This is a genomic window from Pseudomonas sp. Irchel 3A18 (genome assembly GCF_900187465.1).
Lineage (GTDB): Bacteria > Pseudomonadota > Gammaproteobacteria > Pseudomonadales > Pseudomonadaceae > Aquipseudomonas > Aquipseudomonas cichorii.
The window spans coordinates 89,424-108,159 of sequence record NZ_FYDI01000007.1; the positions used below are offsets into that span (position 1 = coordinate 89,424).

Below are 18,736 nucleotides of genomic sequence, written 5' to 3' on the forward strand. Positions count from 1 at the left end.
GGAACTCCTGATAAATGTCACGCATTGGCGAGTTTTGCATGAAACATGTCTAGTTTGCCATCTGATGCCTTTTCGAGAGCCTCTATAGACTTTTCTCCATCAAGTCATTCAGGCGTTTCCCCATGAAGTTTCTCAAACCTGGCCAACTCGCTGCGGCGCTCGGATTGACGATGCTGTTCAGTGCTGGGCAGAGCATGGCCGCCCCTGCAGAGCAAGGCGTGCGCAGTATCGTGCTGGTGCATGGCGCATTTGCCGATGGTTCCAGCTGGTCTCCTGTCATTGCCAGACTTCAGGCCAGGGGCTATCGCGTCACTGCGGTACAGAACCCGCTGACTTCACTGGACGATGATGTCCTTGCCACCGAAAGAGTGCTGAAACGCCAGAAGGGCGATGTGCTGCTGGTGGGCCACTCCTGGGCCGGGGCCGTGATCAGCCAGGCGGGTAATGAAGACAATGTCAAAGGCCTGGTCTATCTCAGCGCGCTGGTTCCCGACAGCGGTGAGTCAGTAGCCGATCTGTTGCACAGGCTCGATGCCCCCATGGAGGGGCTGGTACCCGATGATCAAGGCCTGATCTGGCTGGACGATCCCCAGGCATTTCAGCAGGTCATGGCAGCGGATCTGCCCATGAAAAAGGTGCAGGAACTGGCCGCGGTCCAGCAGCCCATCTCGGCGGACAGTTTTGCCGGAAAGGTCCGGCATGCGGCCTGGCATGAAAAGCCCAGCTGGTATCTGCAGACGGAAAGCGACAAGGCTCTGCCTCCCGACGTGCAGAAGGTCATTGCCCGGCAGATTGGCGCAAAAGTCACCTCCATCCGCTCCGGTCATCTGTCTCTGCTTTCTCACCCCGAAGAAGTGGCTGCGCTGATTGACCGGGCCGCCAGGGAAACAGGCCAGGAATCCTCTAACCGATAACCCCCGTAAACGTGAGGCTGAAATGAAAATTCTGCATATCGACTCCAGCATTCTGGGCAATAGTTCTGTAACCCGTGATCTGTCTGCCGCCACTGTGGCTCATATCAAGGCCAGCCATCCCGATGCTCAGGTTGAGTACCGCGATCTGGCTCTCAACGAAATCAGACACCTCAATGGTGCCATTGCAGCCGGATTCCGTCCGGGCGGTAGCAGCGCTATCGATGACAGCGCCCGGCAGGAACATCTGGTATCGGAAGCGCTGGTAAACGAGTTTCTGGCCAGCGATGTGCTGGTGATCGGCGCGCCCATGTACAACTTTTCCGTGTCGAGCCAGCTGAAAGCCTGGCTGGACCGTATTGCGCAGATGGGGCGTACGTTCAAATACACGGATAAAGGCCCTGTCGGCCTGACCGTCGGCAAGCGGGTCATTATCGTCTCGGCTCGTGGCGGTTTTTATGCGCAGGGACCGGCGGGGCATATGGACTTTCAGGAAAGCTATCTCAAGGCCTTCTTCGGTTTTCTGGGCGTCACCGATGTGCAGGTGGTCAGGGCCGAAGGCGCATCGAAAACCGAAGAAGTGCGCAACAAGGGGATCGAGCAGGCCAGGGCGGCAATTGTTGAACTATCGATCTGAAACGGTTTGACGCTTGCAGCTTGAAGCTTATGGCTGCTTTTTCACTCCAGCGCGCTTCGCAGTAACGGCGTCAATTCTTCAATCAGTACCTGAACCGAACGCAATGCCCGGCAATCGGGACGTGTCAGTAGCCACAGGTCGGTGCTGCAGCCTTCGAGGGGAGGGCTCAGCACTTCGGTGCCTGGCAGGTTGCGGGCGGTGAAGTCGGGCATGGCTGCCACGCCAAGCCCGGCGGCCACCAGTTGTGAAACGGCTGACATGCTGCTGCATCGATAGCGTGGCACGACGGCAGGGAATGTCTGTCTGCGCCAGATGACTGAGGTGTGGTCCGGCATTGAATCGTCCGGGCTGATCCATGGCACGGACGTCGGCGAATCCAGCAATGGATCGCGATAATCCGGGTGGCCGCAAATGACGTAGTGGGCAGTGCCCAGTTGTCGGCCTATCAGGTGCTCGGGCGGGGTATTGGTCAGGCGCAGGGCGATGTCCGCATCGCGACGGCTCAGGTTGGCGAAAGTGTTGGAGGTCGCCAGTTCCAGCGTCAACGCCGGGTAGGACGGCATGAAGCGGGCGAGGGCGGGTAACAACAGGCTGTGCAATACGGCGTCTGTGCAGGTCAGGCGCACTGTGCCGCTGACTACGTTTTCCCCTTGTTGCAGGGCCACGCGGGCAGCATTGAGGGCCAGCTCTGCTCGTTCAGCCTGTTCGGACATGGCTTGTGCCGTGTCGGTGGGAATATAGCCGCGACGGTTTTTCTCGAACAGTGCCGTACCCAATGCCGCTTCGAGCCGTCTGATGGAGCGGAATACCGTGGAGATATCCACCTGCAGCAACTCTGCGGCCCGCGCCAGCGTGCGTCCGCGCACCAATGCCAGCACCAGGGCCAGGTCGGCGTGACTGATCTCATATTGCATCGCTGCATACTTCCATTGCCAGAATGCCCATGCCCATTGCGGTGGTGACTATCTTAGACTCATAGCCATTCTGCGCGATAGCGGCTTTACAGGCCCTGCGCGTGCATCGTCAAAGAGGTTGAATCATGTCGAACGCTCCAATGATTGGCGTTACTGCCTGCCGTCAGCAGTTGGGCAAATATTCCTCCCATACGGCGGGTGACAAATACGTCGAGGCCGCCGCATTTGCCGGTATTCCTGTGGTCTTGCCTGCGTTGGCTATGCCAACCGATCCTGCGCAGTTGCTGGCCCGTCTGGATGGCTTGCTGTTTACCGGTTCGCCCTCCAATGTCGAGCCTCGCCACTATCAGGGGCCTCCCAGCGCCGAAGGCACTCAGCATGATGTGTTCCGGGATCGCAACACCTTGCCACTCCTGCGGCAGGCCATTGCCCTGGGCGTGCCGGTTTTCTGTATCTGCCGGGGCTTCCAGGAACTGAACGTGGCCCTGGGTGGCAGCCTGCACCAGCGTGTTCATGAACTGCCGGGTTACATGGACCACCGCGAGCCGAAAAGTGACCTGCTGGAAGAGCAATACGCCCCGCAGCATGGCGTGCAGGTGCAATCCGGTGGCGTGCTCGATGCCCTTGGCCTGGCTCCGGGCTTCGAGGTCAACAGCCTGCATAGCCAGGGCATCGACCGGCTGGCGGGCGATTTGCGCGCAGAAGCGCTGGCGCCGGACGGTCTGGTCGAGGCGGTATCCATGCCTGGCGCATCAGGGTTTGTGCTGGGCGTGCAGTGGCACCCGGAGTGGCAGTTTCTGGACAATCCGGTGTCGTTGCGTCTGTTCGAGGCATTTCGTGAAGCCTGTCAGGTTTATGCGCAACGCCGCAGCCAGCGATAGCCGGAGCATGTTCCGTACGCTGGCAAACGTGATTTAATACGCGGCTTTTGTGGGGTTGTGGTGTCTGCCATCAATCGCGCCTCATTCACCGAATATTTCTCATGTAAGGCGGCTATGGACACGGGAGCACGACTCAAGCTGGTACGCGAAAGCTATAAGTTGTCTCAGCGCGAGCTGGCCAGACGCAGCGGTGTGACCAATGCCACGATCTCTCTGATCGAGCAGAATCGGGTCAGCCCTTCGGTCAGTTCCCTCAAGAAACTGCTTGAGGGCATTCCCATGACCCTGGCGGATTTCTTCACCTTCGATCAGCCGCCGGGGCAGGACCAGTATGTGTTCCGCGCCAGTGATCAGCCCGATCTTGGTCGTAACGGGCTACGCCTCTTGCTGGTCGGCGCGACCCTGCCGAGCCGGCAGATGCGCTTTCTGCGCGAGCAATACGCGCCGGGTGCCAGTTCCGGTGACGAACCCATCGTGCATGCCGAAGGCGAGGAGTGCGGGCTGGTCACTCGCGGGACAATCGAGCTGACCATCGATGGCCAGACCAATATCCTCAGCGCCGGGGATGGCTACTATTTTCCTTCCACCTTGCCTCATCGCTTCCGCAATATCGGCCAGGACGAGGCCGAGATCATCAGCGCCAACACGCCTGCAAACTTCTGACCGGTCCCCATCGCTTGCACAGTGCCAGTCGATGGGGAACAGGTTATCTCAGCGCAGACTCCAGGAAATGCCGGCGTAGACGCCCAGCCCATCGCCCGGTGTCGAGCGGGCCACATCCTGCCCTCGGTCGTCATAACCTGGCGTCACGGTACTGGCGTAACGCTTGTTGGTCAGGTTGCGCAGGTCCAGCCAGGTCTGCCAGTCATCCTTGGGCGAGGCATAACCCAGCGTTGCCCCCAGCAGCGTGTACGAGTCCGCGTAATAGGAGTTGGCGTAGTCCACGGCAATCTTTGATGCATGTTCGGTGTTCAGCCCGACGTAGAAACCGGTGGGATGGCTATAGCGCAGTTCAGCCTGGTAATAGTGTTTTGGAATGCCAGCCAACTGGTTGTCACCGAATCGGTCGTCATCACGGTAGTGGAAGTCACTGTAGGTGTAGGCCTGACGCAATGCCAGCTTGCCTGCCGCCCCGCCTTGCCACAGCGTACTGTCCAGGCTGGCTTCGATCCCTTGGTGAATGGTCGGGCTGGCATTGGATTCCGCAATGATTTGCGAGGTGGTCTGGGTGGCAGCCTGGGTTTCGACGCTCAGCAACTCGTGGCGAACCTGCGAGTAATACCAGGCCAGATCCCAGCGCCCCAAACCGTTTTCACCGCGTCCGCCCAGTTCCAGAGTGGTGGCGGTCTGGTTCTCAAGCTCGACACCGGCGCGTTGCAGGCCGGTGGCGGCCCCGCTGCCGGCCGGGAAGAACTTGTTCGAGCCCCAGATCATCGACCAGGCATGAGGCGGTTCTACCGAACGGCTGAGGTTGCCGTACACCTGCAATTGCGGAGTGAAGTCATAACGCAGGCCGAGGCGGGCGGCGTAATCCCAGTCATGGGTACTGACCGGGTCGTTGACCTCAGGATAAGTGACTTCCGTCTCGCGGCGGGTATAGATGGCCGCGACACCGGTGGTCAGCCACAAGTCCGGCACCAGTTCCAGATCGTTGCTCAGGTGCAGGGCCGTGTCGGAGCCCAGGTAACTGTAATCCCGGGTCTTGGTACCGACGGCAAAACCGGCGGTGTTGCCGGTGGGAATACGGACGTATTCGGAAGCGCCATTATTCGGCAAACCTTTGGTGGTGCGCAGGCCGAGGGTGGTGATGCTTTGATGCCCGGCCAGTTGGTCCTGACGAATATAGTTCAGCGTGCCGCTGATGTCGGTGTAGGCAACTTTCAGGCGGTTGGTGCCTTCGCGCAGGTCCATGGGGTAGTCGTGATAGACCAGACCGGCTTCCACGCGAGAATTGTCATCCAGGTAGAACGTGGTCTTGTTGGCCAGCCAGGTGCTGCCCGGTTGCAGGCGTTTTGAGTCGCGGGTCACATTGAGTGAGTTGGCTGCACGCGGGTCGTGCTGGATCTGGTTTTTGGTGAGTCGGCCCGGCGTATCGTTATCGGTTTCCCGGTAGCGGAAGTAAAAGCGGGTTTCGATATTCGGGTTGAAGCGGTAGCCGACATTGGCGGCAATGCCTTTGCTGCCACCGGAGCTCTGGTCCTGGAAGCCGTCATAGTTCGAGTCGGTCAGGCTGACGTAGTAATCCAGATCCCCCAGCACCTGCCCGGAGCTGATCTGACGCTTGGTATAGCCATGGCTGCCAGCTTCATAGCGCAATTGCAGTTTGGGCGCGTCATAGCCAGTACGGGTCAGGTAATTGATCGAGCCGCCCAGAGCCAGTGAGCCCTGATCGAAACCATTGGCGCCGCGCCGTACGTCCACATGGCTCAGCCACAGAGGTTCCTTCAGTTCATAAGGCGTACCGCCGGGGCCGGTAAGCGGCAGGCCGTCGAGCATTTCAAACAGGCCCGAAGCATGTGCGCCCGGTGCCCGGTTGATGCCCGAGCCGCGAATGGAAATTTTCGCGCCTTCGTTGTTGGCCGCCTTGGCGTAGATACCGGCCTGATATTTGAAGACATCTTCATTGTTGGCCACACGGCCTTGCTCGACGTCATTCAGGTCCACGACATTGGTGGCACCCGGCACCTTCTTCACTTCCTCCCGCGATACCTCGGCGGCACTGACCGTACCGGCAGAAACCTCGATATTCGACAGGTTGACGGTGTTTTCATCACTGCTCTGGGCGTGAGCGATATTGACGCAGGCGAGGGCGGTGCTAAGGCCCAGCAGTTTCGCAGTGCTCAGACGAGATAGAGGGAAAGGTGGAGTGTGTTGCAAGTGCATATGCCTTGTTCCTTGAGAACGACCGCTGTGCCGCAGAATAGGTATTCGATGCCGGACAGGGAGATGGCGTCACTTACACGTGTTGCAGGAAAGTAGTAGCGAATTCATTCGCGAGACGACATTCAAAACGACATATCTCTGTCGGATGTACTGTGCTGTTCGCGAATGAATTCATTCCTGCGGCGAGGCGAGGATTTTCAAGCTTCAGGAAGATAACGCCACTCGCCGCAATCTCCCACTCAGCGGCACCACTGTATTTTCCCGACCGGGCAGCAGACGTCCGGTGAGTCCCATGCCTTCACTGACGATCACGGCATTCTCCAGAAGACACAGGTTGGAGGGTGTATCCAGCCCAGTGGCGAACACGGTGACTTCCCGTGCTTTCAGGTCGCAGCTCAATAACCGACCGCTGAAACGCTCGAAACCACCATGTAGGGGTTCGCCGGCCCAGTCGGGGCGCAAGGGTTGTAGCAGCCGGTCGCACAACTCCAGCACCAGTACGCTTCCATCCGGGCTGATGGCCAGGCCGGTGGGCAGTTGCAGCCCGCTGATTAGCAACTCGATCTTGCCGGTGTCCGGCCAGACCCGGATGACTTGGCCGGCTCGGTCGACAAAATCGATACCCTGCCTGGCAGGATCGCTGCGCAATTCCCCGGAAAACAGGCTGATCAGGACCGCTCCGGTCGCAGGTTCATAAATCAGGGTTACCGGCACCGCTTCCTGGCCTTGAGCCAGATCGGGCAACTGGACCAGGATGCGTTCACCTTCGTTGCCCTGACTGAACTCCACCAGTTGATTGGTATCGGGCTTGACCGCCAGCCAGCTGTGACGGGTGGGGTGATAGCACAGGGAGTTCAGGTTGCCCTGACTGCGGAATACCGGCTCGGGTGGCGAGTACTGGATATCCAGGATCTTCGAACCCTGCACATAGTCGGTCTGGCTGACCAGAAAGCGCCCGTCACCCCAGGCGACATCCGAAATGCCCATGATCTCGTCCCGCAGCATGCGTGGTTGCATGTTCATGGCACGAAAACCTTGGGCCAGGGGTTCGGCAGGCAAATAAGCGCCCGGACTTTCCGGATCCGGGCGCAGCACGCTGATGCGGCCGCTGAAAGTCGCATCGGGCAAGCCTGATCCGGCTTCGGTCAGAATCAGGTTGCCATCCGGCCCGGCACATAGCCCTCGCGGGTTCAGCAAACCCTCGGCAATGAACGTACTGGCACACAGTCGCTCAGTTGGATGGGCGGGAATCTCAATGTGAACAGTCATGACGCTCTCCATAGCCATGGGTGGGGTACTCATGGCAGCGGCTGCCAAGGCGTGCCTGTCAGGTAGGCGCTGAGCAATGCTCGTTGGCTGGGTGACATCGAACGAACTACCGGCATATACAAGGTGGTGCCTTTGTACGTGTCCGAAGTGCGCGCAAGGATTGCATTCTTGTGGCCCATGACTGCGTCTGGCTGGTTGAGCGGCACGTAGCGCGACATGGCAGGAAACGCCAGATAGTGGAAACGCAGCACGTTGGGGTAGACCTGATCCCAAGTGATGATGCTGCCTTGAGGGATTCCAAAGTCTGTCTGGGCGTATTTGCGGAAGCTGCTGAAGTACGGGCTGTTGCCCGTAAGGGTGTACGTCAGAGTGCTGAAACCAGCTAATGCTTCGGTACCGGCTTTGAGGGTTACCTCGACATCGACCGAGAGCTGGTTGGGCAGTACGGGAACCGATGTCGGGTAGTCCAGGCAATCGAGGGTGTCGTCAATCGTTACAGCAATCTCGGTGGCGGAAGGGACAGGTCCGCCCAGATACCTGACCTGCAACGGAATCGTCAGGCCGTTGGGGTGGTCTTCCAGATAGATATTTCTCTGGTCAGTGTAGAGTCTGTAAGCCGACTCTTTGATCAGCAGGGATGTTTCTCTTGTTTTTGGCCAGTAGCTGATTTTCTTGTCGGGGGCCGACAGGGAAAGCGGTTGGGTCTTTGCCTGCTGTGCATTGCCTGCATCAAGCGGCAAATCCACGATACCGCCGTACAGGTAATAGTTTTGCAGGTACTCGTTGTCCGGTGCCAGTGTCGTGAGAGTTGTTGTGCCTGCGCAGAAACTGACAAGGCCATAATCGGCATTGGGGCCGATGGGGCTGGTGATGGCCGTTCGATCAGTCCTGAATGTTTCTTTGGGAATGAGGTTCACCATATCGATGCTCAATAACCCGTCGTCGCTCAGGTCTGCAAAACCGGTGTTTTTTGTATCCTGATTGACCAGCAGTCGACCCGCCGGGCAGATGGCTGGCTCGTCGGCAAAGGCTGGCGCCAGAGTGCCAATGACCCTGCCAATGCTTGGGTTGGGTGTGTAGCTCTTGGCTGCGTAATCGGCATTCAGTTGTTTTGTGGTCAGGGTCGGGCACATCTCGAACATGACGAAGCGCAAGACGATACCGGTTGCTCCGGGAGCCTTGATGATCGATTGCAGGATTTCGCTGTTCTGGTTGTAACTGACGATGCTGTCCAGCGGGAAGGTCAACTGGAATGTGCCGCTGAGGGCGAAGGATCCTGGAGCATCCATCGTCGCCGGCCCCAGTATTCGCTGTTTCACATCCAGGCTGCTGCACACGGTATTACAGCGAATCAGCAACTGGATGTCGCTGTCGCCAATCTGCAGGCCACCGACAAATATCTGGGTGGTGACCGTTGAGGTCGGGTCCAGATCCACCATCATCGCACCAGAGGAACTGCTCTGGCCGGTTTTCGGGTCCAGTGAACCTAGCAGATAGACGGGTTGCCCTACTAGATCGCCTTGCTTGCTGATAGCTCCCGGATTGCCTTGCGAACTGATCTTCGTGTCCAATTCGACGACATGCTGGCCATAGTGATTCCAGCCACCTTGGGTGTAACCGCTGGCTGGCGCAGTGCTGGAAGGCGTGTTGATCTTTTCGTTCAATTGTTCGTCGGTGTAAGACTGGGCCTCTGGAGCAATAGTCGAGGTTGCCGGATCGAACAGCTTGAAGCCTGTTTGATCCCCCTGAGGAACGGTCGCTGAATTGTTCGGCACACTCACATCGGTGCTGATGCCACCCCAGAAATTCAATCGTGGTCCATTGAGAATGCTCATGATCTATTTCTCGTCCTTGGCGCCTTGGGCGGCGGGTTGTGCAAATTTGAACATGTAGGAAAAGTCGGCCTTGTAAGGGCTGCCGACCGGTGTCGCCATGGAATGGCAAGCCATGCAACTGCTGTTGGCCTGGATATAGCTTTCCATCGTGACGTTGGCCGAAAGTGCCGGGGTCGGCTGGCCCAACGGATTACCGGGGTTGTTCGGGTTGAACGGACGCTGGGTCGTGACGAGCTGGTAGTACTTCAGAGCGCTTTGCTGCAGGCCGGGATTGAGCTGGAACCCCTTGTTGATCAGTTCGGTGGAGAGAGCAATCGGCGTCACCCGGTTCAGCGGGTTCGGGGTCTGGAAGGTGGTGCCGGCCTTGGGCACGCACACCATCTTGTTATCTTGCGTCTGCCAGTCGCACGGGGACTGATTGAGGCTGGCAGGCTCGGCGTGGGGGTTGAAGTAGGAGTAGTTGATGCCGGGTGCCGGGTTGTCGATCCATTGGCCTCCCGATTCCTTCTTGGGTGGCACGTTATCGACCTGCTCGAAGGTGGACCAGATCCACTGTGGGTAGCCCTGAACCTTGGTGATGATATGCAGACCCACCAGCCCCAGATAGGCATCTGCAACAGCACCGGTGGGTTTGCCCTGATCATCGAACAGATCGACCTGCGAATGAACCGTCAGGTAACGGCTGGCGTTGTCGGCAGGTGTGAGGATGCGCCAGCTCGACTTGACCTCGATGACGCCGTTGGGGAATGAAATGTTGCTGGCTTTGGAAACCACATTGGCGTTGTAGAAGTTGTTGGCCACGATGTAGGTGTACGAAACCTCGTTGGCCGAGATGTCGTAATAGGTCGGATTGCCGCGCTGATCGATCAGCCAGCCCCCCACGGCCTGATCGACCGCCTGAAGTACACCGGTATTTTTCAGGGCCGAAATATTGATCATGCCCAGATTCCTGCCGGTCAACGGAGTATTCCAGGGGCCTGGATTACTGCCGTCCGCCGGGAATATTTCACTGACGTTCTTGTAGCTCTGCCAGACGGTGTAGCCCGCATCGCCAGGCTTCTTGCTGCAGTCGGGGACTCCGCGCTGACCATCCGTTACGGGCCAGTTCAGGGCGATGAACATCTGCCAGCTGTACAGATCGAACAGGTCCTGGCCGCTTTTGGCGGCTGGGGCGCTACCGGGAAGCTGGCAGTTGAGGCTCGTCACCGACACATCAGGCATCGGTTGTTCCAGAGCCAGGGCAGGCAGGCTGACACTGCCAAGCAGTGCCAGGGCAAGACGATATCGAGAGTTCATGGCGTACCTCCTTGTCTGTCAGGGCTTGTTGGGCATGAGGTTGTTCCATTGCGCCTTTTTGCCATTGCTCAGCGTGGCTGGCGGATTGAACAGCTGGCAGGGCTCTGGATTGGCCGGACACATCTTCGCCACTTGTGCCCAGGTGGTGGCCGGGTCCGGTTTGCTCACGCGAAAGTTGGTGTAGTTCTGGCTGACGATGGGAGCATTGGCGGTGGAGACATCGCCTGAAAAGAAGAAGGATTGTGGATGCCGATAAGGAGCCTGGCCTTTCTGGTCGCTGGTGGCGTCCTTGAAGAATGAATAACCGAACAGGATCGGACCATCCGGCCCCGGTACATCGATGGAATAGGCCTGCACGCTGGCATTGAGGTTTTTGCTGCGCTCGACGCTGTAAGGCAGGTGCTGGATGAAGTCCTGGCGAGGCGGGTGGTTCATGGGCGAGAACATGCAGCAGGCGGGCATGCCCTTGGGGCGGTCCTGCTCGTAGGTCAGGAAGTATGCCTTGTTGCCCAGCGATACGAAGGAGCAGGTGTAATTGTTGTCCTTGATCGGGAAGATCGGCAGGCAGTATTTCTCGTAGTGCTCCATCATCGCGCCGTAGCCATCGCCGTCGGCGGGAATGTAAGTGGTGTCGTAATAGCTGGTGCCCTTGGAAACGCTGTAGTCACTGGGCTTCAGGGTGGCGGGCGGGTTGCTGTAAGGCGGCGGGTTTTTCTTGTAGCTGTCAGTAGTGACCCGGTACATGGTCCAGTCACTGACCCAGTACGCGGGGAAAAACGGATCGCTTGGGTCGCCCGGATTCCTCTTGGCAATGCAATTGCCATTCTTTTCGGTGCAGCCCGAAGTGTTATGGACACCCATGCTGAAGTAGACATCGCCGCCGTCCTGCGCAAACAGGGTGTTGCAAAACAGCAGGCTCGACAACATGAACAGCCGAATCAAAATGCTGGACTTCATACGACACTCCTTTGCAAGCGCGGATGGCCTTTCAGCCACCCGCTTTCCTGCCGGGTTTAACAGCTTTGAGGGTAATTACTCATGCTCAGCGGCATGGGCGGGTAGTTCGCCTTCACCAGCGATTGCGCCCAAAGCTCCAGCACGGCGCGTCGGCTTTGCGGCATGTCACGGGTGATGGGCATCGCCAGTGTGCTTTCTTCCTGGTATGGCTTGCCGATCAGTTTGATCAACTGATCGACCGCGCCCTCGATGCGTTTCAGGGAGTTGAGCGGCATGTACTTGGTCATGATCGGGTAGAGGTAGTAGAAGGGCTGCAGGATCTTCGGGTAGATGAACTGTTCCCAGATCAATACACGGGCATCCTGTTGCGTACAGATGCTGTTCCAGTAGTCGACGAAGTCCTTTTGCAACTTGGGCTCCATAGGCAGCACCCGCAACGGTGCCAGGAAGTCGGTGTAGGCTTCCATGTAGTTGAAGCTGAAAGGGATCGCGGGAGGCTGATCGCCTTCCTGGACAAAGAACCTCAGGGTGGGAAAGCCGGCTGCCGTGGCGTTGATCATCACCTGGGCAATGCCTTTGGCGTCGGTCTTGATCTGTACCACGCTGTAATCCACCGTGGTGTTGCCCTGCAGGGTGCCTTGCAGGTCGGTGGCATTGGCAAACGTCAGGCAATGTTTGAGGGACAGCGCTGTGGGTTCGTGCAAATAGGCCTGATAGCTGACTTTATCGCCATTGGTTCCCGTGTTGATTGCCGCAGAATGTACGGCACTCAGGCTGCGGCCGCTGCCTTTGGTTGCCTGACTCACTACCAGGGGCGTATCGATAAATTGCGGCAGTCGGGATTGGTTCTGCGAGTAGTCCAATGGATTGTTGGTGAACAGCGTGAAGTCCGGATCATTGCGGAAGGCCAGATAATAGTCGCTGGTGGTTACCGAGAAGGCGTTGTTGTATTCCGCCACCCAGATCACTGTGTCCACTGCCGGCTTGCCGTCGTACTGGACCATTATATTCAGGGTCTTGATATCACCCACATCGATGAAGCTGGCGCTTTCCACTACCTCGGCAGTCCACATCTGTTGCGTGGCGGCGGTCTTGGGTGACGAGCCCAGCAAGCGCAGTTCCAGCGGCCCGCTTTGCAGCGTGGCGATGTCATCGGCGCTCAGGACAAAGTCGAGAATACCGGCGCGCTTGTCGAACGCAAACTGCCGGTACTGCTCGAAGCCGAAGTTCGCTACCGGAGTGAATTTTCCGTTATTGCGCACGCCCACCTGGTAGTCACCGGCCTGGAATTTTTCCGCAACGGGAATGGCCGCCTTGCTGTCGACCGGATAGAACGGGAATCCGGTTCCAAGGTCCAGCGACAGGGTGTTGTTCTCAGGCTGCACCTGAGCCGAAATCACCCCAAGCTGGATAGCCACGCCAGGCGGTAGCGGGGTATCGCCGGGTTTGGTCTTGTAAACGCTGATAGGCGAGGCCGGGACCAGACGCTGCCCTGCGGGTGCGGTCGGGAATTCATCCTCGAACCATAACCCCAGTGTGCCGGCCGTGCGGCTGTAGGCCGGGTTGAAAAAGATATCGGCGACGTTATCCAGACCTTTCTGATACATGGCCTGCATTTCTGCCAGTATTTTTGCCGGGCTTTCGTTGCCTGTCGGGTGAGTGATAAAGGGGGGGTAGTCGTTGAAGATGCCGTTCTTGTCGTAGTAGGTCAGATAGGTCGAGAAGCGGAACATCAGGCCTTTGGCGTTTTGCTGTTCCATCTGCTGCTGCAGGTTCTGCAACAGAACCGAGTCGCCGATCACCCATTGCAGGTTTTCCTTGGGAAAACAGGTCTGCCAGGTGGTGGTGACATAACTCAGGCCGCCGAAGGCTCCCCAGTTGAAGTTCAGAAAGCGGTCGAGCATGCGGTGCTGGCGATTGAGGGTCAGGCCGCACTGGCTGTCGCCTATGACCAGATTGTCGAAGTACAGCGCCGTGAATGTGTTCTGCCAGGGGCTGACATCAACGAAACGTGCCGCGGAGGGTGCCGTGCCGCCAAAGGGGTTGCCTGTCAACTGGTAGCTCTTGTTGACCAGGTTGTCCTGGCTGATGTAGCTGTTGGTCTGCAACTCGCCACCGATGACCAGCGACTGGGTGAGGTTGTGGCTGACCGTGCCGCAGCTGTTATCGCCAAACAGGTTCCATTCGCCAGGGATACCGCTCGCCGCAGCGTTGCCGGGTACTTGCAGCACATAGTCTGGAACGGTGGGAATCGGTGCGATGGTCCAGGGCAGCAGAGTGCTGGCGGCGTTTTCGGGGGTGATGCCGTACTCGGCCAGAAACGGCCAGTTCATCTGCATCTTGACCGCGTCGTACAGCGGAAACATGTCGTTGTTGTTGGCCGTCGGCGGGTTCCAGAACATGTGGCCATTGAAATAGATACGGGGGAAATTCAACACGCTCATAGGGTCATGCTCCTTAAGGTCGTTGCCACTGGGCGCGTTTCAGCGACCAGACGAAGTCCAGTTTTTCGTAACCGGCATAGGCCGACTCGGGCAGCTCCTTGACCGGGTAGGCGAGGCCGCCATTCTGGTCGAGCGCAAAGTTGAAATAAGTCTTGGTCTTCGTTGAATAGGCCGCTGTGCTGTGACAGGCCAGGCAGTCGGAATTGCTCTGGAAAGCCGACTCCAGTTGCGAGTTGGCCAGCAACTGTCCGTCGTTCTGATACTGGACGCCGATCAATTCGTATTGCGCCAGCGCAGGGTATTGAGCCTGGAAAGTGGCGTTGACCGGTTTTGCCGCCGCTGTTGGCCCGGTGATATTGGTCATGGGCTTTGCCGGCGTGTCATTGGTCACGCTGTACTTGCTGTTGTTCTTGTTTTCAAAGGTGGTCCAGACCCAGCTTGGCGACAGCTTGTTGATGACGTGCATACCACTGAGGGCTGCATAACCAACGTTATAGGTTTTCTCGTCGTCCTCCAGGTAATAGGCCTGAATGATGTAGTAACCATCATTGGTCAGTTGCTGCATGAAAGTCTGATCGGCACCGATCCACAGCCAGGAAGTTTTCAGCTCCCAGGCTGTGGAGGGAAAGTTCAGGCTGCTGGTCAGGGCCGCCTGGCCGTTCGCGTTGTAGACCTTTTGCTGCATGATGTAATTGAAGGTGTCTTCACTCATCTGCAGGTGAAAACGCACCGGCTGGCCCCGTTGCGCTGCAGGCACCTGGTTGCCCATTTGCAGAATCAGCCCGTCCACCTGCTGCACGCTGTCCAGGTTCTGGAACGCGCGCTGCATGTTCAGGCCCAGTTGTTGGGCCTTGTCTTTCACCTCGGCTGGCAACGGTTCGCGCTGGGCATAGGGCAGAGGCTGTGCGCCATTGCCCAGATAGACCTGATCGCTGGGCTTGAGGGTTTCCCAGACACGATTGGGGTTGCCTTGGGCTGCGGGCTGGTTCAGGCAGGCAAACCAGTTCCAGGCCATGGTTTCAGGGCTCTGTTGGAATGCAGTCCAGGTCGTGGCGGGGCTGGTGCCAAACTTGAAAAGGTTGGTGCAATCGAAGTTGGCTGGGGTCGGCGTCTGAGCCTGAGCCAGACCGGCCACGGCACTTAGAACGGTTACACAAAGGGCTCGCCGCATGAAATCTCCTTGGCATTGGCCTGATCACGGTGTTGGTGCCCCCGGAAGTACTCCAGAAGCAGTTGCTTGACGGCGGTTGCAGGAAGACGCTCCGGCAGCTGCAGTTCGCAATTTGTAATAAGTAACGGGCCTGACTGTTCGTCGCTGGGCAAGCGTCCATGGCTGCCGCGAATCAGTCGGGTATCGAGAGGGATCAAGTCCATGTAGTAGCGAAAGCCGAGCTTTTTCTGCAGCAGGCGGCGCGCCACTTTCAGTTTCGGGAAACGAATGGCCGGGTCGATGAACAGCTCCAGCGGGTCGTAACCGGGCTTGCGATGAATATCCACGGTGCGGGCAAAGTCGGGCGCCTTGCGATCATCGAACCAGTAGTAGTAATCGAACCAGAAACCGGCCTCTGCGATGGCCACCAGCTCGCCGCTGCGAGGGTGATCGAGTTGCCAGGCCTGCTGTTCGGTTTTATCCAGCACCTGCTCGATGCCTGGCTGGCGCTGCAACAGGGCTTTCACTTTGGGGATGTCTTGCGCCCGTTTCACGTAGATATGGGCGATCTGATGGTCGGTAACGGCAAAGGCCGCACTGGCACCCGGATCCAGAAGTTCCCAGGACAGGGACTGTCGCACGTGCAGCAAGCCTTCCGAGCGCAGTACCCGATTGATCGACACCGATTGCTGAACCGCTTCTATGCCGTATTCCGAAAGCAGCATGACCTTGGCACCTTGCTGTTCGGCGAAGGCCAGCAAGCGTCCGACTTCATGGTCGATGGCCCTGACTTCATCGGCAATCGACGGATGATCCGGCCCGTGGCGTTGCAGGCTGTAATCCAGGTGCGGCAGATAGACCAGTTGCAGATTGGGCCGGTTGATGCGGAATTCGGCCATGGCGCAATCCACTATCCAGCGACTGGACGCGATGCCGGCGGCTGGCCCCCAGAAGCCAGGAAACGGAAATTCGCCAATCTGCTGCTCGATGACTTCGTGCAGGGACGCCGGTGACGAATACAGACCGAACATTTTGCGGCCGTCAGCAGGGTAGTGGGGGCGTGGCGTGATGGCGGCATCCACGTCGGCGTACATGTTGAACCACCAGAACAACTGGCTGCTGCGAAACTCCGGATGCTCACGCTTGAGAGCGTGCCAGACCTTTTCGCCCTGTATCAGATCGTTGGGCTGCAGCCAGAAACGCACTTCGGCCTGATCGCGGAAATACCAGCCATTGCCGACAACGCCATGCTTCGACGGCGGCTGGCCGGTAAGGATGGACGCCTGGACAGTGGAAGTCACCGCCGGAAACACCGGCTGCAAGCTGGTCATCTGCGCATTTTTGAGCAAGGCATTGATCTGCGGTGTGGCTTCGCCCAGCAAGCCGGGTGTCAGGCCCACCACGTTGATCAGCAGCAGTGGCGGCAAGTCAGATCGCATCGGCATACGCCTTTTGCTTGTGGGCATCGGTCAGCAGTAAACCGCGCTGGAGCAGTTGCTTTTCGACCCATTGCAGTTCGGCCGCGATGCCCAGCAGCAAGGCCCGCTCGGTCTGCGGCCTGATGGCGGAAGGCAGGACGTTCCAGCTGTAGGTTTCCGCTTCCAGCACCGGACGGAAATCGGCGTGGTCTGCCAGAAAGTCAAAGGTCTGGGCCAGGGCCAACTGGCTGCCGCTCAGTTCCGGCAGCAGCAGTTGCTCGCTGAACAGCGGCACATGGAAGTGAATCCTCAGTTCGCTGCTTTGCTCGGGGTTCTCCAGTGCCTCAGGCAAATCGGCCCAGGCTTTTAACCGGCCTTGCGGGTCCAGGGTCTTGACCTGATGCAGATAGGTGGCTTCGGCAAAGTTGCCAAGAGCATCGAGAACGTGTTCACGCCGACTGTCACCCTCGGCGGGCAAACGACAGATCATGGCATTGGATAACTGGATCTTGCCGACCGGGACTCCGGCTTCGCGCAACCTCGTAAGGGATTTGTAGCAGTGCTCGAAAACGACCGCCTGATGGCAGACATCGAAGCACAGCGCCAGATGCTCATGATGCGGATCGCGGGCTTGCAGGCGCTGAAAGAACTCGATGGATTGTGTGGTGTTTTCCAGCACGCAGTCCGGTTCCATTTCCAGGCAGATCACGATCTTCTTGCCGGTCCTGTGTCGAAGGCTGGCGAGGGAAGACGTCAGTTGCGCGAGAAGCTCTTCGGCACGCTGTTGCCGCTCCGGGCTCCAGTGGGCGGCGTAACCCAGTGGCACGGTCGAAATCACGCCCTGATCGCAGTCCGCTGGCAAGGCTTCGGCGAGAATTTCTGCCAGTTGCAGGCTGTAGGCCAGTCGCTCGCCGTCCGCCCAACTGGGCAGGTAAACCTCGGCTTTCACTGCGCCCTTGTGAAACTGGCCGTAGGGAAAACCGTTGAGTGACGTCAGCCGCACGCCGCAGTTTTTCAACACGCCCAGAAAGGCCTTGCGCGCTGAATCATCTTGCAGTTCCTGTGCGGCCTGGGCGCTGATCCATAGCCCGCTTTCCTGCTCGACCAGCTTGCGTTGCTGGCGTACACCCTGGAAATGCTGCTCGATGGAGGCGCACAGCTCAGCCAGCCCGGGTGCGGGATGCACATTGCTGCAATAGCCTATCTGGGCGGCGGTCCAGCCTGACGCGGCGCTCATTTGACCACCGGTTCCTGGCCACGCAGGGCCGAGTTTTCCTGCCATTGCTTGCGCTGGTCGATGGGCAATGGGGTGCTGACCAGGGTCTTGTCCAGTTGTCCACTCTGGGCGAAGAAGTCCACCGGGTTATGGAACAGCACTTGTTCAACCTGGGCTTGGGTAAAGCCGGCATCGAGCATTGCCTGACCGGTTTTCGGTACCTTGAGCGGGTCGCTGATGCCCCAGTCGGCAGCGCTGTTGACCACCATTTTTTCGGTGCCGTACTCCTTGAGCAGCGCCACCATGCGTTGTTCCGACATCTTGGTGTTGGGGTAGATCGAGTGGCCGCGCCAGCAGTCGGTTTCCATCACCAGCGGCAGGGTCAACTCGTTCAGGTGATCGATGATGACCAGGTTTTCGGGAATGTCGACTTCCCGGATCACCGCCAGAGTGCGTTTGGTGCCACCAATCTTGTCGCGATGCGGGGTGTGGACCAGAACCGGCAGGTGGAACTGCTTGGCCAGTTCCAGTTGGGCGGCCAGAAAACGATCCTCGTCGGGTGTAATGTCGTCGTAGCCGATTTCACCGACGGCGACTACGCCATCCTTGACCAGATAACGCGGCAGGATCTCCAGCACTTCTTCGGCTATCGAGAGGTTATTGGCTTCCTTGGGGTTGAGGCCGATGGTGCAGAAGTGATGGATGCCGAACATGCTGGCACGAAAGCGCTCCCAGCCGAGCAGCGTATCGAAGTAATCGACAAAGCTGCCGAGGCTGGTGCGCGCCTGGCCTTGCCAGAAGGCGGGTTCGATGACCCCGGTGATCCCGGCTGCGGCCATGTTCTGATAGTCGTCCGTGGTACGACTTACCATGTGGATGTGCGGATCGAAGTACTTGGGCATGGGACATCCTCGTAATGCGCAAA

Annotated in this window: 15 protein-coding genes; 4 read left to right on the forward strand and 11 right to left on the reverse strand. The window is 58.4% G+C overall.

Annotated features, from left to right (window positions below):
- The first annotated feature begins 122 nt into the window (after positions 1 to 122).
- Positions 123 to 914: an alpha/beta fold hydrolase gene (locus CKW23_RS15960; RefSeq protein WP_025260297.1), complete on the forward strand. Its 792-nt coding sequence runs from the start codon at positions 123 to 125 to the stop codon at positions 912 to 914.
- A gap of 22 nt (positions 915 to 936) precedes the next feature.
- Positions 937 to 1,548, forward strand: coding sequence for an FMN-dependent NADH-azoreductase (locus tag CKW23_RS15965; protein WP_038399876.1), 612 nt, complete (start codon positions 937 to 939; stop codon positions 1,546 to 1,548).
- A gap of 41 nt (positions 1,549 to 1,589) precedes the next feature.
- On the opposite strand, the gene CKW23_RS15970 is transcribed toward CKW23_RS15965, so the two are convergent.
- A complete protein-coding gene (locus tag CKW23_RS15970; RefSeq protein ID WP_038399874.1) occupies positions 1,590 to 2,462 on the reverse strand; it encodes a LysR family transcriptional regulator in 873 nt (290 codons plus the stop codon).
- Between the two features lie 125 nt (positions 2,463 to 2,587).
- Between CKW23_RS15970 and CKW23_RS15975 the strand changes: the two genes are divergently transcribed.
- Both CKW23_RS15975 and CKW23_RS15980 read left to right on the forward strand, forming a co-directional pair.
- The gene (locus CKW23_RS15975; protein ID WP_025260296.1) at positions 2,588 to 3,343 is read left to right on the forward strand and encodes a gamma-glutamyl-gamma-aminobutyrate hydrolase family protein; all 756 of its coding nucleotides are present in this window, start codon (positions 2,588 to 2,590) and stop codon (positions 3,341 to 3,343) included.
- Between the two features lie 114 nt (positions 3,344 to 3,457).
- Positions 3,458 to 4,006 carry a cupin domain-containing protein gene (locus CKW23_RS15980; RefSeq protein ID WP_025260295.1) on the forward strand — a complete coding sequence of 183 codons (549 nt, stop codon included), beginning with the start codon at positions 3,458 to 3,460 and terminating at the stop codon, positions 4,004 to 4,006.
- A 48-nt stretch (positions 4,007 to 4,054) separates the two neighbouring features.
- On the opposite strand, the gene CKW23_RS15985 is transcribed toward CKW23_RS15980, so the two are convergent.
- The 10 genes from CKW23_RS15985 to CKW23_RS16030 form a co-directional block, all read right to left on the reverse strand.
- Positions 4,055 to 6,226: a TonB-dependent receptor domain-containing protein gene (locus CKW23_RS15985; protein WP_095067958.1), complete on the reverse strand. Its 2,172-nt coding sequence runs from the start codon at positions 6,224 to 6,226 to the stop codon at positions 4,055 to 4,057.
- A gap of 204 nt (positions 6,227 to 6,430) precedes the next feature.
- A complete protein-coding gene (locus CKW23_RS15990; protein WP_025260293.1) occupies positions 6,431 to 7,495 on the reverse strand; it encodes a hypothetical protein in 1,065 nt (354 codons plus the stop codon).
- A 29-nt stretch (positions 7,496 to 7,524) separates the two neighbouring features.
- Positions 7,525 to 9,330 (reverse strand): hypothetical protein, encoded by a 1,806-nt coding sequence (locus CKW23_RS15995; RefSeq protein ID WP_025260292.1) that lies wholly within the window; start codon positions 9,328 to 9,330, stop codon positions 7,525 to 7,527.
- Positions 9,331 to 9,333: 3 nt separating this feature from the next.
- Positions 9,334 to 10,626: a hypothetical protein gene (locus tag CKW23_RS16000; protein ID WP_025260291.1), complete on the reverse strand. Its 1,293-nt coding sequence runs from the start codon at positions 10,624 to 10,626 to the stop codon at positions 9,334 to 9,336.
- A gap of 18 nt (positions 10,627 to 10,644) precedes the next feature.
- Entirely contained in the window at positions 10,645 to 11,583 is a 939-nt protein-coding gene (locus CKW23_RS16005; RefSeq protein ID WP_025260290.1) for a hypothetical protein, read from the reverse strand.
- A gap of 56 nt (positions 11,584 to 11,639) precedes the next feature.
- On the reverse strand, positions 11,640 to 14,027 hold the full coding sequence (locus CKW23_RS16010; protein ID WP_025260289.1) for a hypothetical protein: 2,388 nt from the start codon (positions 14,025 to 14,027) through the stop codon (positions 11,640 to 11,642).
- 13 nt (positions 14,028 to 14,040) lie between these two features.
- Positions 14,041 to 15,198, reverse strand: coding sequence for a hypothetical protein (locus CKW23_RS16015; RefSeq protein ID WP_025260288.1), 1,158 nt, complete (start codon positions 15,196 to 15,198; stop codon positions 14,041 to 14,043).
- On the reverse strand, positions 15,177 to 16,616 hold the full coding sequence (locus CKW23_RS16020) for an alkaline phosphatase family protein (RefSeq protein ID WP_025260287.1): 1,440 nt from the start codon (positions 16,614 to 16,616) through the stop codon (positions 15,177 to 15,179). The genes CKW23_RS16015 and CKW23_RS16020 overlap by 22 nt, the downstream gene beginning before the upstream one ends.
- Positions 16,606 to 17,832 carry a metabolite traffic protein EboE gene (gene eboE / locus CKW23_RS16025; protein WP_025260286.1) on the reverse strand — a complete coding sequence of 409 codons (1,227 nt, stop codon included), beginning with the start codon at positions 17,830 to 17,832 and terminating at the stop codon, positions 16,606 to 16,608. Before eboE ends, CKW23_RS16020 begins: the two co-directional genes overlap by 11 nt.
- Positions 17,829 to 18,713, reverse strand: a complete 885-nt coding sequence (locus CKW23_RS16030) for a TatD family hydrolase (RefSeq protein WP_025260285.1) — start codon at positions 18,711 to 18,713, stop codon at positions 17,829 to 17,831. Before CKW23_RS16030 ends, eboE begins: the two co-directional genes overlap by 4 nt.
- Positions 18,714 to 18,736: the final 23 nt, after the last annotated feature.